The sequence below is a fragment of the Bacillus sp. SORGH_AS_0510 genome, assembly GCF_030818775.1.
Lineage (GTDB): Bacteria > Bacillota > Bacilli > Bacillales > Cytobacillaceae > Neobacillus.
This window is the reverse complement of the sequence record NZ_JAUTAU010000001.1, coordinates 2,709,781-2,723,373: the sequence shown is the minus strand read 5'-3', so window position 1 is coordinate 2,723,373 and position 13,593 is coordinate 2,709,781. Positions and strand designations below refer to the sequence as shown.

Sequence of the window (13,593 nt, the reverse complement as noted above, 5' to 3'; positions counted from 1 at the left end):
CTTTAAATCATCATAAAATAACCTAAGGATTCATTGTTTCCTTAGGAGGACGTTATGAAAATACTATTACTATCAGGTGGTTCAGGAAAAAGACTTTGGCCATTATCTAATCAGGTAAGATCTAAGCAATTTTTAAAATTATTAAAAGATGAAAATGGTATTTATGAGTCCATGATTCAAAGGGTTTGCCGACAACTAGATTCAATCAGTCTTCTTTCCTCGACTTATATTGTTACTTGTCAAAATCAAGTAGAAACAATTAAAAATCAGATTGGTGATTCAATAAACATTATATGTGAACCGATGCAAAGAGGAACATTTCCTTCCATATCTTTAGCCTCAACTTTTCTTTATTCTATTTTACAAGCTGATTTGGATGAAACCATTATTGTATTGCCAGTAGATGCACTGGTAGAAGAAACTTTTTTTCAACATATAAAAATAATGCCTCATATCCTAAATGAATCTAAAGCTAATCTTGCACTTGTAGGTGTCATCCCTCAATTTCCATCTAATCAATATGGATATATTATTCCAGAGAAAATAAACAAAAAAACATATGAATTAATTAGCCAATTCATAGAAAAACCAGATGAAAGTGAAGCGATAAAACTGATAAAGAAAAATTCTCTTTGGAACTGTGGTGTATTTGCCTTTCCTTTAAAATTTATTCTTTCTACCTTAAGAAGTAAGGGACTACCTATAGATTACAAACAGTTGCTTCAAATATATAAGCAGTTATCTACTATGAGTTTTGATTATGAGGTGGCGGAAAAAACACCACATTCAATAGTTGTTCCATTTAGTGGAACCTGGATGGATGTGGGTTCTTGGCTCTCAATTACAGAAGTATTGGAAGACAAAATTATCGGGATGGGATCAATATCAGATTCAACAGAAACATATGTTATCAATGAACTGGCATTACCTATACATGTTATTGGAATTTCAAATAGTATTATAGTAGCTGGACATGATGGGCTGCTAATCGCTGATAAAAATAAATCAATAAATATTAAAAGTATGATAAAGAACAATCCTCCAATGTACGAAGAAAAAAGATGGGGGAGTTATAAGGTGTTATCTCGTTCTTTGACAGTAGAAGGAATGGAAACTCAAACGAAAATTCTCAAAGTGACTCAAGGTAAAAATACTAGCTACCAAATGCACAATTTGCGACAAGAAACATGGACAATTATTTCAGGAACAGGGGAATTTATTTTAAATGATCACTGTTTTCCTATTCATGAAGGAGATACGCTGATCATCCCAAAAGGTGCTAAACATGCAGTAAAGGCGATCACATCTCTAGAGATTATTGAAGTCCAGTTGGGAACAAAAGTAGATGAAGAAGATATCTTTAAATATACCGATTCCTGGGAAGATGCAATTAAACAGTGTAAATAAGGGAGGAAGTTCATTGATCTCTATCATATGTTGCACCATTCGGCAGCACTTAATGGAGAATGTATTTAATAATTATGAAAGGCAGACGTGGCAGGAAAAAGAATTGATTATTATTTTAAACAAAGATGATATGGAAATTGGTCAGTGGGAACAACGCGCAAAATGTGCTTCAAATGTAACCGTTTATCAATCGATGGAAGAATGGACATTAGGAGAATCTCTAAATTATGCCATTGAAAAGGCAAAGTATCCTTTTATTGCAAAATTTGATGATGATGACTATTATGCCCCCAATTATTTAACAAAGTCGATGGAAACATTAGTGAAAACAAATGCAGATGTTGTTGGTAAACAATCAGTCTTTATGTACTTTGAAGAGGAGCAAATACTTGTCATCCAAAAGCCGGGTAAAGAAAACCAATTTGTGAATCAGGGGGTCAAAGGAGCGACATTACTTTTTAAAAAAGAGATTTTTGAGAATGTTAGATTTCCTTCATTAAACCTTGGTGAGGATACGTTTTTCTTACGAGAATGTGCAAGAAACAGGTTCAAAATATTTTCGACAGATAAACACAATTATGTATGCTTGAGGAAATCTAATCCCGCTCATCATACTTGGAATATTAACAATGACATTCTCTTAAGAAAGTCTAGGTTTCTGTGCATAACCGATGATTATAAACCATTCATTCAAGATTAAAGAGTAAAGAATAATAAATGCTTTTAACGGAGGGAAAATGGAAAACTATCAGGTTGTATGGAGAGGACCCGTTCTAGATTCAACTGGTTATGGTATAGCGAGCAGAGAATACGCCTTAGCACTGGACCGTCAAGGAGTTGATGTTAAAATTGAAACCTATACTTGGGGGTTTGGTTCTAAATTTATTGAAAATGTAACAAGAGAGCGGTTATTACAATTAATTGAAAAGCCAATTTCATTGGAAAAGAAAAAGATATTAATTCTTCATTCTCCTCCGGGGAATATTGTTTGGAAGGAAGAGGAACGGAAAATATTTGATCGGATAATTTTGAATACCGTATGGGAAACATCGAGAATCCCTAGTAAATGGCTGGAAACCATACAATCATTTGATGCAGTATGTGTTCCTTGTACCAATAATGTTATTGCAATGATGGATAGTGGTGTAACTGTTCCTATATTTCATGTACCACATGGTGCCGATACCGTTACATTTACACCCGAAAATAAGAAGTTAATAATGAATGATGCAACCAAAAAATTTGTTTTTTTAAGTATATTTGATTACCAACTCCGCAAAAATCCTGAAGCATTATTAAAGGCATACTGGGAAGAATTTTCCTCAACCAACGAAGTCTTATTATTGATTAAAACGTATGGCGTTCCACGAAAACACATACTTGTAGCAATAAATAAGTATAAGAAAATGCTTGGTTTTGAGAAAGAAACTGCTCCATTTTCTATCATCACAGGTGTCATAGGTGAACAGCAATTAAAAAGCCTTTATTCACTAGCAAATGCATTTGTTCTCCCGACTAGAGGGGAAGGCGTAGGACTTCCTTTTATAGAAGCATTATCAACTGGTATCCCTGTCATTGCAACTGGTTGGGGAGGGCAAATGGATTTTTTACATGAAAATAACTCATTCATAGTTGATTACCAACTTTGTACTCCTTCCACGAAATCCAATCCATTAGGGACTGTTTCACCGGACATTTATGAAAATGACAGGCAGCTGTGGGCTGAAGTGGAATTGGTTGACTTAAAAAAACAAATGAGAAATGCATACGAAAACCCAATGCTTTGTATCCAAAAAGGAGAACAAGGGAGAAAGGACATGATAAAACTAACATGGGACCAAGCTGGAATCTTACTAAAAAACTTTCTACAAAGGCTCATAGGTTAAGTGGATTTAATATCCCTCAATCTCCTCGTATATCCCTTTAGCAATACTACTCCAAGAAAAATTGGCATTTATATATTTTTGTCCACCAGTTGATACTTCATTTAGAATTTCTTCATTTTGGTGATAGTTATTTAACTTATCTGAGAAATTTTCCCTATCAACATGAAAATAATGTTTGTGATCAGTTAGTTCTAGACCTCTGATTCCAAATTCGGTTGAGAATAACGGAATTCCAGCTGATAAAAATTCTAATGTTTTAAGATTAACGCCTGCGCCAGTCATGATAGGATTAAGTGCGATATTTGCTTCCGCAAATAGTGTTAATTTTTGCTTGTGTAGAATTCGCCCTAAAAATTGCACATTTGATTTTTTCAGTGTTAAAAATGGATTACAGCAACCGCCCGCTATAACAAAATCAATATCAGGACATTTGTCAGCTAACTGATTAATAATAAAATTAACAGCTTCAATGTTAGGCAAATAATCTGAACCAATGAAAATAGCTCTTGTTCTAATATGTGACCTAGTTGTTTTCTTTAACCATACGTCTGGATGTATTCCATTCGGTGCTAATTTTACTTGTTTGGGATCTTTTCGATACATGGAAATAAAACTTTGTCTTTCATTCTCAGACGTTGCAAACACAATGTCCGCATTTTCTACTAATTTTTTTTCCTCTTCATATAAAATAGGTAGAAATTCTTTTGCTTTTTCATTCATCCAAATTTTTTTTGCTAATAGGTATTCATGATTATGACTGTTATAAATTCTTAATTTACCATCTAATCCTATGAATTGATCATAGCCGAGAAGGTAGGGGGATTCATGAATAATTATGTCACTTGTTTGATATAGATTGTTAAAATACTTCTTAAAAATCGTGTCTTGATAAGAAAGAGTCATATGATTAATTAAAGTAAATTCATATGACTGCCTATTGTTACTATCCGTCATTTTATTATAGAGGTGGTCCTTTTCAACTTTATACTCATTAAATGTAGGGGAATATTGAAATAGGCCACTTTTGTGACTCCACGATTGAGATAAGAGTGTAATATGGTAATACTTACTAAGCTCTTGGTATAAATGAAAATATCTTAATGTACCTCCACTTATAGGAGGCTTCACTGTTGGAAAATGATTAATAACAAGAAGGTTTTTCATTGTTCTCTCCCACTTTGTAATACGTTGTTAAAAACATCCATTGTTTTTCTTACACTCTTCTCCCATGAGAATTGTTTTACCTGTTCAGTGCCCTTTTCAATAAGGTCTACTCTTGTCTTCAAATCCATTACTTGAAGTATTTGCTGGGCAATTTCATTTACGTTCTCCGGGTTAAATTGCAGCCCGGCCTCTGCAACAATTTCAGGAATGCTCCCTCTATTAGAACAAGCTATCGGACATTTCGCTTTCATTGCTTCTATTAATGGAATGCCGAACCCTTCATAAAGAGAAGGAAAAACTAAAAAGGAAGCACAAGAATATAGTGTGGACATTTCTCTTTGAGGGATGTAGTTTACTATTTTTATTTGTTTTTCTAAATGATGCTCATTCAAGAAGTTCACAACCTGTTGATATACGCTGTTCCCTTTGTACGCATAACCAGTAAGAACCAAAAAGATTTCCTTATTATGTTGTTCACGTAGTAACAAAATTGCTTTTAGTAGATTAAGATGATTTTTGTGTGCATTAAAACTAGCTGGGTAGACACCAAACACTTCTGGAAGTTTATATTTTTCTTTTAAATTTACTAATTCCCCTTCATCCAGCAATCTTTCAAAACCTATTGGAACATCCTGATAAGTTACATGAATTTTTTCTCCTGGAATGTGTAGGTGTTTCATGATCGTATCTTTTGAGAAATTCGAAACAGTAATTATAGCATCAAAGGATGGAAGATATTGCTGGTAATATTGATTATGGTAATCTACATTCTCGGAAACATACTGAGGGTAGGATGTGTGAAGAAGATCATGAATGGTTACAACCGATGGAATAGGTATATCTGGGATATAGGATCGATGTAAAGGGCAAAACCATAAATCTAACTTATTCTGCAGAATAGCTTTACGGATTTGAATGGGGTCGATTACATGTTTAATCATTACTCTTTTTATCCGATTATGATATTTAGGGAATGCGTCAAGGAAAGGCCTTGTAAGAAAAAGAAATAACTGCACATTCGCTTGACTGTTTGTTAAATGCCAAATTAAATTCTTAACGTATTGTTCCACTCCACCAAATCTGTCCTCTGAAAAATTCAGTAGATTAACTCCAATTCTCATATTTTTCACTCCTCACTAATAGGTTATTAGCCTTTTTATAAGGTGGAACGGCTTTTGTCAGACGTCATTCTAGTCAAAACCACAATTTTAAAAAACTAGTATACATGCCCTTACAGAATGACAAGTGCCTTCATTTAATAAAGAAGGAAAGGAGGGATTTTAAATGGGGGAAAAACATGATCACAAAAAAGTAAAGCTTACTACAGGTCCATTTCTCATTTCAGAAGAAGTGGCTTTGGACTTTCAGACAGGCAGAAATAATGATAGACTTGTGATTACTTTAAAAAATCCAACGGATAAAGAATTAAAAGCATCAGTCAAATTGGGCGTATGCTTTCAACCTACAATAGACTCTGTCCAAGAACAAAATACCATTCAATATAATGTATTTAGTGACATTCATGAAAAGGATTTTTATTTAGGTACGCATGAATTAAATCCTCACACTTGTACAAGGATCGAAAGAGATATTCCTGGAGGCATTCTTGATGGCCTTGTTAATGGAGTAGTACTGGACGAGAGAAATGCTGTGTATCGAGTAACGGTAGAAGGGGATTTCAAAATTTGCAAGAAGAGTTGTCAACCAATCTGCGGTCTACTAGAGGTTTCAGTCGTTGCCGGTAGTATTTTCAACCCTTTGATCCCTGGTATTGAACAAGCTGACCCATCCACATTTTTCCGATACAAGGACTTTGTTTTTTGTGAAGAGCATAAAGACGATTGAAACTATTTAACTCATTTTAAGATGGCATTTATTACATGCCATCTTTGTTTTTTATCTTTTTCTGATATTTAAATATTCTTGTTGGTATTCATTTAAATATTCTTGATTAACCTCATGTAATGGATGGAAATTTAATCCATAGTCAATCGTTCTAATACCATCACAATTGTATCCTTGAAGCCCTATATGTTGGAAATAACTCTCATTTGAAACCAGCATAGGTATCCTTTTTCTTCGTAATAACTCACTCCACTTCCAATCAAAAGAATCACTAGGAGGCAACGTTTGAACGATCTCGTTTACAATTTCTCTAGATATGATTGAGCCTGCAGCACCAATATGATTTTTTTCTAAAAAGATATTTCCATTAATCAAGTTTGTTTTAAATGGTTTATGTCGTTTAGAATTATACAAACTCATGATGCCTTTCGTATGGTGAAAATGATCTTTTGTAAAAGTCAACCAGTCAGGTCGACAAATAAGGTCTGAATCCATGGTCACCAAGGCATCATCTTCCGTTTCTAGAAAATCAACATACATTTGTCTTAAATTTCGATCAGGCCCCATATTATGATTTCTTTGAGTAATTGTCAGTGCAGTTGGAAAAAGTTGTTTTATGTCTGAGATGGTTAATTCGGTACTGCAATCGTCATAGATTCGAATGTTACATGAATCTAAATTATGCGATAAATATAAGGAGTGTTGAAGCTTAGCTAAATATTTCTTTCTATTAAAGGAAGTAATACCGATTGTGACTTTCAATTTATTGCCTCCTTTCAAAAAGACCGCTAAACATTAGCGGTCTTCATTGTTATAATCCCAATATTTAAGTGTGTCTGTTTTCCCGGTAGGTTCACTTTTTACAACATTTCCATCTTTGTCTTTATAGACTTCAAATTCCTCATAGGTCTCAAGGATATAACCATCCACTTTTTCACGCTTTTCAAGCTTTTCTTCCAACACGGGAGTATCTTCTGCCGGCTCTACATCAACTGGCTGTGCCATTACAGGCTGGTCAGCAGAATACGAATAGTTCTTATTTAAAAAAGAAAAGGGTGAATCAAGATAGGCGGCAAAGACCAAAATGGCAATAAGGAAACATACATTCATAAAGGTTTTTCGTTTCATTCTACTAGGCTCCTTTATACATCAATCCTTATAACCCATTCTATGCATGTCCTAGAAACATATGACACGTACAATTTACATATTCGTTGATTTAATAGTGGCTACTTGTGGTCGAAATAAAACAAATAATAGTAACGCCGCCATTGAAATGATGGCACCAGAGATATAAGGAAGACCAATGGATAGTGAAAAAAGCCAGCCACCAATCGGTGGTCCGATAATCCGTCCCAGAGAATCAAAGGATGATAACAGACCTGTTGAACTTCCATGCCCAGCAGTAGACATTTTCGTAAGTAAAGAGGAGACACTTGGACGAATTACGCCATTTCCTAATCCGAAAATCGTTAAGAAAATTGCTGCAGTTGTAAAACTATGTACAAGTAATATTAATCCAAAACCAATGGCGGAAATAATAATTCCACCTTGGATAACCGATCTTTCTCCATACTTTTTTGTAAATCGGCCGACTAATCCGCCCTGAACTAAGGCACTGCCAAATCCCATAATCATAAAAATATAACCAAGTTGAGTACTGCCCAGACCCGCTCTTTTGGCAGCGAAATAAGCAAAGGTAGCTTCCAATCCGGAAAGTGATAAAGAAATCAATAATTGTACAAAGAATAGAACTGAAACATTGGTATTAAAAGCTTTCCAAATAGAGTCTCTTTTAACGGTTTTCTTTTTATCAGATGATTCTTTAAGTAATAGAAAAACAAGGATTAATGTAATCAAGGAGGAACCACTAGCTAAGTAAAAAGGCATATTTAAGCTGATTTTTGAAAAGATCCCGCCAATTGCAGGTCCAAAAACAAAGCCTAGGCCCGTGGCCGCACCTATAATTCCCATTCCTTTTCCGCGATTTTCTTCTGTTGTTATGTCAGCAACATATGCCATAGCTGTTGGCATATTTGCAGATGAGAGAATGCCCCCTAAAATCCTTGCAACGAATAACATCCAAAGTTGAGAAGAAATGGCTTGAATAAAGAACGATAGAGCTAGGCCGGTAATTCCAATCATCATTACGGGTTTCCGCCCAATACGATCAGAAACCTGACCCCAAATTGGAGCAAAAATTAGTTGCATGAGTGAATAGACCGCCATTAATAATCCAAGCTCAGTGGGGTTCGCTCCTATTTCTTTCGCATAAAACGGTAAGACAGGGATAATAATACCGAATCCAACCATTACCAAAAACATCACTACAAATAGTAACGGTAAAGCAGTTTTTGTTTGCAAAGTGATTTCACTTCCTTAGATGATTTCAACTGTCGTTGTTTATGACACATTCACACTATAAATAGAATAATGGAAAGACCTGTTACAATACAACCTTAATACATAATTTCTAGTATAGAATCTGTCCGTGTGATACGTTTATTAAGGAAGAACATTGGAATCTTACAAAACTGTAAGGTTCGCCGTTCAATATGTAAGGATTCATTATGGAAGAACAACTGTATTTTTCTTATAGTTAAAGTAAGGAATTTACAGAAATGGGTGAATTGGTATGGAAATTATATTAGATGCAAGGGGAGTAAATAAAGTCTTTGGTAACAGAAAGAATTCCTTTTCTGCTCTTAGAGATATTGATTTAAAGATGGTAAAAGGTGAATTTGTGGCTGTTATGGGTCCTTCTGGAGCCGGAAAGTCAACTTTACTAAATGTTTTGTCAACTATTGAAAAACCATCTTCAGGTGTGATCATGGTTGATGGACAAAATGTAAGTGGTATGTCAGATAAGGATTTAACAGAATATAGACGAGGAAAAATGGGATTTATTTTTCAGGATTATAACTTACTCGATACGTTAACTGTAGAAGAAAATATTCTATTACCGTTGGCCTTTTCTCGCAAATCTCCAGGAGAAATAAATAATCGTGTTAAAGATTTGGCTGCTCGTTTTGGTATCAAAGAAATTCTTGATAAATATCCATATGAAATTTCCGGAGGCCAGCAGCAGCGAACCGCTGTTTGCCGTGCCATTGTCGGAAATCCTAGTATTCTCTTTGCAGACGAACCAACTGGTGCTCTTGATTCAAAGTCAGCGTATCAGTTGCTTGAAACTCTTTCAGGACTTAATCAGGAGAAACAATCAACCATATTAATGGTTACACATGATGCCTATGCAGCAAGCTTTTGTTCACGAGTTGTATTCATCAAAGATGGGGCCCTTTTTACCGAGATTCGAAAAGGGGAGCAATCCCGTAAGCAGATGTTTCAGCAAATACTTAACATCCTATCAACACTAGGAGGTATTCAATATGACATTGTATAGCCTTGCTAGTAAAAATATTAAAAAAAGCCTGCGCCAATATTTGATTTATTTAAACTCTATGATTGTAAGTATTTCAATTTATTTTACGTTCGTTTCATTAGAATATAATAACCAGTTACTTGGTGCGACAGTGACACTTGGAAAAATGGAATCGGCATTTCGTGCTGCCTCCATTGTTTTAATGCTTTTTTCAGCTATTTTTATATGGTACAGCAACTCCTTTTTTACTAGAAAACGTAAAAAGGAAATTGGATTGTATTCTCTTTTTGGCATGAGTAAAAGAAAAATAGGACAATTACTTTTTTATGAGAATCTGATTATTGGATCGATCGCGCTTGTCTTTGGAATAAGTATTGGGATTCTCTTATCCAAGTTGTTCATGATGATTATTTTTAAATTAATGAACTTTTCCATGGAAGTGACATTCATTATTTCGAGTCAGGCTTTGATTCATACCATTATTGTTTTTTATATCATTATTGTGTTTGCCTCTATACATGGTTATCGGGTCATCTATCGCTATTCACTTGCTGAACTTTTTAAAGCCGATCGAAAAGGGGAGAGAAGAGGGAAAACCACAGTTATTACGAGTTCTCTCGCACTTGTATGTATAGCTTTAAGCTATTTACTTGTATTGAATCCTGAAGGAATACATTTAATTGAAAATACGGGAATTCGGATCTTAGCATCTGTCATATTCTTAATTATGGGTTCCTATTTATTTATGCGATCCCTATCAAGCTATATATTACTTATATTAAAAAGAATGGCATCTGTTTATTACAAGGGTAAGAACCTGCTGAGTATTAGTCATTTAATGTATCGAATGCAAGGGAATGTTATAGTATTAACTGTCATTTCCTTATTGAGCAGTATTACAATTATTGCTTGTGTGTTAACCTATAGTTTTTATTACCATATTGATACGATATCTAAAAAGGAAAATCCCTATAGTTATATGTTTAATTTGATGGACAGTGAAGGTAATGATCGGCTACAGTCAATTATTGAAGAGGATTCCTCTGGAATTATTAGCTATCGTCAACAGGTAGAATACTTACCTGTTCAAACGGAAGGAGCAAAGATAAATAGGGTACCTGATTTTTATCAAACGATTCTTTTATCTGATAAATCTTATCGTGAAATGATGAAACAAAGAGGATTTACAGAGGATGTACACCTTGCCAAAAATGAAGCACTTGCTTTTTATGATGGTAATTTAAATCAAACCATTGACCCTTATAGCGGGAAAAAGCTTTCCTTGCCTAACCAGAGAATGATTAATATCAGAGACTATAAAGACTATTCTTTACTAAACCAAGGCAACATGCTCTTCCCACTAGTTATTAGTGACAGACTATTTCAAGAGTTGAAAAAAGAAATGACGGTTCAAAAGCTTATTCTTTATAAATTAAAAAACGAAAAAGAAGTAAAGGGTTTAAATAAAAAGCTTGATAGACTTGCAGATTCGAAAAAATATGTGGACACTGTACCGAGACCCATATTCTCAAGTTTTTACGAAAACTATCATTACGGTTTAGAAACTTACGGGTTGCTTATTTTTATTAGTGGGTTTCTTGGATTGGTTTTTCTGTTGGCAACCGGCAGTATCATCTACTTTAAACAACTTATGGAAGCAAACGCAGACAAGGGGCGCTATAAGATTCTTGATAAGATTGGAATTTCTGACAAAGAAGTGAAGGGATCAATTGCAAGACAAGTGGGATTTACTTTTTTGCTTCCCCTGGTACTTGCAATCAGCCATAGTATCGTAATCTTGTATGTACTATCAGAGTATTTACCAATCAAATTGACCGTTCCGTATATCACTTGTTTATGGGCCTATTTAGTTATATACTTTTTCTACTTTTGGATTACCACCAGATCCTATTATAAAATCATTAGGGAAAATTAAAAGAGGTTGACGAATTAGTCAACCTCTTTCTTATCCTCAATTATATAAATGAACACGTTCAGGAAAATGGAGTACAGCTTGCGTTCCTGTACCGACAGTCGAAAAAATAGTAAGCTCATGCCCAAGTTTTTCTGCTGTTTTTTTAGCTAAATATAACCCCATACCCGTGGATCGTTGAAACTTTCTACCGTTTTTTCCTGTAAATCCTTTTTCAAACACACGAGGAAGGTCTTCTGAAGGGATCCCGATTCCTTGATCTTGAATAATCAGCCGTCTTGATTCTTTGTTTATCTTAAGGGATATTTCGGTGTGGTCATTCGAATACTTTAATGAGTTGTGTAGGATCTGTTTGATAATAAAAGCTAAACCTTTTTTATCACTTAAGATATTTATTTGTTGGCCATCAAATGTAACTTTTATTCGTTTTGAAATAAATGATTTAGATTCTGCTTTAATAATCTCTTTTAAACTATCTTCCAGATTGATTTCTTCAATTATATAATCCTTATTGAACTCATGGAGTCGTGAAAAGTAAAGTGCTTGCTCCACATATCCTTCTATTTTATTGATTTCCTCTAGAAGACTAGGCGAGTGAATTTCAGTTTCTAACAATAAACGGCTGACTGCAATAGGGGTTTTTATTTCATGAAACCACTGTGTCATAAACTCCAGCTGTTCTTTATTCTCTTCATCGCGCAAATGAGTCTTGAGTAGATATTGATCGTTTAATCGTTTAATCGACTCAAGGTAAATTTGCTGTTCGTATGAACCGGCCAAGGGGAAGGAGTCAGAATGAACATTAACTAAGGGGAGCTGCTCCCACTTGTCAAGCTGACTCTTTTTATTAAAATATGTGATCATAAGGAAACCGCTAAAAATAATGATTGATAGTGTGACAAGATAAATGATGCTCCCAAAAGAGATATGTAGCTTAGGGTCAACACTTATTATTATCACAATGAAGAACAAAACGATTGTAAAGGTAAGGACCATCCATTTTTGGTCTGAAAGAAAGTTTGTAAACTTCATTTGATTATGTATCCTTGTCTCTTTTTTGTCTCAATAAATTGGTCAAGTCCAAGTTCTTCCAGTTTCCTTCGTAAACGTGCGATATTAACCGTTAGTGTATTATCATCTATAAAATTTTCACTTTCCCAAAGGGCGGTCATTATATCATCGCGCGAAACAATAGTTTCCTTATTTTTCAATAGTAGGTATAATATTTGAAATTCATTTTTAGTCAAATCTACCTCGGTCTCTTGGAAGGATATGCTGTTTTTATCAACATGCAGAATGAGACCTCTATGTTCAAGATAATCTTTATCTTCCTGTTGGTAGGTGTACACTCTTCTAAAAATCGCATTAATTTTTGCCATTAACACATCGAGAGAAAAGGGCTTTTGAATAAAATCGTCTCCTCCCATATTCATCGCCATGACAATATCCATATTTTGTGACCGAGAAGAAATAAAAATAATCGGGACATTGGATAGTTGACGAAATTTATTGCACCAATAATAGCCATCATACACTGGAAGGTTAATATCCAATAAAACGAGGTGCGGTTTCGTATTCCTAAATTCTTGTTCAAGATGTTCAAAGTCAGTTGATTCTATTGCCTCGAATTTCCACTTTCTAAGAGTTTGAGCAATGATCGAACTAATTTTTGGATCATCTTCAATAATCATAATTTTGTACATTTCTTATACCACCATATATTAATATATTCTTTGATTCTATTATACTGATAAATGTTTAAATGTGGAAAATTTATCAAAATATTAGCTGAAATCCTTTCACAAATAAAACGTAGATAACGCTAATAAAAGCTTATTTTTCGCAAATAAGACATGTGTTTCGCGAATAGAAACCTAATTTAACTCAAATAAAGCCTTTAAAATGTATAAATTTTACACTATTTAGTAGGTAGAACCTAAAAAGATAAAAAGCGGATGTCGTTTTGACATCCGCTT

Annotated in this window: 13 protein-coding genes; 6 read left to right on the top strand and 7 right to left on the bottom strand. The window is 34.4% G+C overall.

Translation table 11 applies throughout. The features are described 5' to 3' along the window. The first annotated feature begins 54 nt into the window (after nt 1-54). The 3 genes from QE429_RS14010 to QE429_RS14000 are packed head-to-tail and all read left to right on the top strand — an operon-like array spanning nt 55 to nt 3,293. The gene (locus QE429_RS14010) at nt 55-1,407 is read left to right on the top strand and encodes a sugar phosphate nucleotidyltransferase (RefSeq protein ID WP_307287745.1); all 1,353 of its coding nucleotides are present in this window, start codon (nt 55-57) and stop codon (nt 1,405-1,407) included. A 13-nt stretch (nt 1,408-1,420) separates the two neighbouring features. Beyond that, nucleotides 1,421-2,107: a glycosyltransferase family 2 protein gene (locus QE429_RS14005; RefSeq protein ID WP_307287744.1), complete on the top strand. Its 687-nt coding sequence runs from the start codon at nt 1,421-1,423 to the stop codon at nt 2,105-2,107. A gap of 37 nt (nt 2,108-2,144) precedes the next feature. Continuing rightward, nucleotides 2,145-3,293, top strand: coding sequence for a glycosyltransferase (locus QE429_RS14000; RefSeq protein ID WP_307287742.1), 1,149 nt, complete (start codon nt 2,145-2,147; stop codon nt 3,291-3,293). A gap of 6 nt (nt 3,294-3,299) precedes the next feature. Here the strand turns inward: QE429_RS14000 and QE429_RS13995 are convergent, their stop codons facing one another. Together QE429_RS13995 and QE429_RS13990 are read right to left on the bottom strand one after the other, a co-directional pair. Further along, the gene (locus tag QE429_RS13995) at nt 3,300-4,457 is read right to left on the bottom strand and encodes a glycosyltransferase family 4 protein (protein WP_307287740.1); all 1,158 of its coding nucleotides are present in this window, start codon (nt 4,455-4,457) and stop codon (nt 3,300-3,302) included. After that, nucleotides 4,454-5,578 (bottom strand): glycosyltransferase family 4 protein, encoded by a 1,125-nt coding sequence (locus QE429_RS13990; RefSeq protein ID WP_307287739.1) that lies wholly within the window; start codon nt 5,576-5,578, stop codon nt 4,454-4,456. The genes QE429_RS13995 and QE429_RS13990 overlap by 4 nt, the downstream gene beginning before the upstream one ends. A 163-nt stretch (nt 5,579-5,741) precedes the next feature. Here QE429_RS13990 and QE429_RS13985 point away from each other — a divergent pair, with 163 nt between their 5' ends. Next, nucleotides 5,742-6,302 (top strand): hypothetical protein, encoded by a 561-nt coding sequence (locus tag QE429_RS13985; protein WP_307287738.1) that lies wholly within the window; start codon nt 5,742-5,744, stop codon nt 6,300-6,302. A 51-nt stretch (nt 6,303-6,353) separates the two neighbouring features. On the opposite strand, the gene QE429_RS13980 is transcribed toward QE429_RS13985, so the two are convergent. The 3 genes from QE429_RS13980 to QE429_RS13970 all read right to left on the bottom strand — a co-directional run bounded on the left by QE429_RS13980 (nt 6,354) and on the right by QE429_RS13970 (nt 8,666). Next, a complete protein-coding gene (locus QE429_RS13980; protein ID WP_307287736.1) occupies nt 6,354-7,064 on the bottom strand; it encodes a glycosyltransferase family 2 protein in 711 nt (236 codons plus the stop codon). Nucleotides 7,065-7,097: 33 nt separating this feature from the next. Then, nucleotides 7,098-7,430 (bottom strand): hypothetical protein, encoded by a 333-nt coding sequence (locus QE429_RS13975; protein WP_307287735.1) that lies wholly within the window; start codon nt 7,428-7,430, stop codon nt 7,098-7,100. A 75-nt stretch (nt 7,431-7,505) separates the two neighbouring features. Further along, entirely contained in the window at nt 7,506-8,666 is a 1,161-nt protein-coding gene (locus tag QE429_RS13970) for an MFS transporter (RefSeq protein WP_307287733.1), read from the bottom strand. 271 nt (nt 8,667-8,937) lie between these two features. On the opposite strand from QE429_RS13970, the gene QE429_RS13965 reads away from it, so the two are divergent. Together QE429_RS13965 and QE429_RS13960 are read left to right on the top strand one after the other, a co-directional pair. Then, complete coding sequence (locus tag QE429_RS13965; RefSeq protein ID WP_307287731.1) at nt 8,938-9,705, top strand: ABC transporter ATP-binding protein; 768 nt, start codon at nt 8,938-8,940, stop codon at nt 9,703-9,705. Next, a complete protein-coding gene (locus tag QE429_RS13960; protein WP_307287730.1) occupies nt 9,692-11,620 on the top strand; it encodes an FtsX-like permease family protein in 1,929 nt (642 codons plus the stop codon). Before QE429_RS13965 ends, QE429_RS13960 begins: the two co-directional genes overlap by 14 nt. 36 nt (nt 11,621-11,656) lie before the next feature. Here QE429_RS13960 and QE429_RS13955 read toward each other — a convergent pair whose 3' ends face one another. Beyond that, nucleotides 11,657-12,649: a sensor histidine kinase gene (locus QE429_RS13955; protein WP_307287729.1), complete on the bottom strand. Its 993-nt coding sequence runs from the start codon at nt 12,647-12,649 to the stop codon at nt 11,657-11,659. After that, complete coding sequence (locus QE429_RS13950) at nt 12,646-13,320, bottom strand: response regulator transcription factor (protein WP_307287728.1); 675 nt, start codon at nt 13,318-13,320, stop codon at nt 12,646-12,648. Before QE429_RS13950 ends, QE429_RS13955 begins: the two co-directional genes overlap by 4 nt. Nucleotides 13,321-13,593 lie beyond the last annotated feature (273 nt).

Coding starts and splice junctions, on each gene's coding strand:
- QE429_RS13955 (WP_307287729.1), bottom strand. CDS start 12,649: ATGAAGTTTACAAACTTTCTTTCAGACCAAAAATGGATGGTCCTTACC.
- QE429_RS13990 (WP_307287739.1), bottom strand. CDS start 5,578: ATGAGAATTGGAGTTAATCTACTGAATTTTTCAGAGGACAGATTTGGT.
- QE429_RS13975 (WP_307287735.1), bottom strand. CDS start 7,430: ATGAAACGAAAAACCTTTATGAATGTATGTTTCCTTATTGCCATTTTG.
- QE429_RS13965 (WP_307287731.1), top strand. CDS start 8,938: ATGGAAATTATATTAGATGCAAGGGGAGTAAATAAAGTCTTTGGTAAC.
- QE429_RS13950 (WP_307287728.1), bottom strand. CDS start 13,320: ATGTACAAAATTATGATTATTGAAGATGATCCAAAAATTAGTTCGATC.
- QE429_RS13995 (WP_307287740.1), bottom strand. CDS start 4,457: ATGAAAAACCTTCTTGTTATTAATCATTTTCCAACAGTGAAGCCTCCT.
- QE429_RS14010 (WP_307287745.1), top strand. CDS start 55: ATGAAAATACTATTACTATCAGGTGGTTCAGGAAAAAGACTTTGGCCA.
- QE429_RS14000 (WP_307287742.1), top strand. CDS start 2,145: ATGGAAAACTATCAGGTTGTATGGAGAGGACCCGTTCTAGATTCAACT.
- QE429_RS13960 (WP_307287730.1), top strand. CDS start 9,692: ATGACATTGTATAGCCTTGCTAGTAAAAATATTAAAAAAAGCCTGCGC.
- QE429_RS13985 (WP_307287738.1), top strand. CDS start 5,742: ATGGGGGAAAAACATGATCACAAAAAAGTAAAGCTTACTACAGGTCCA.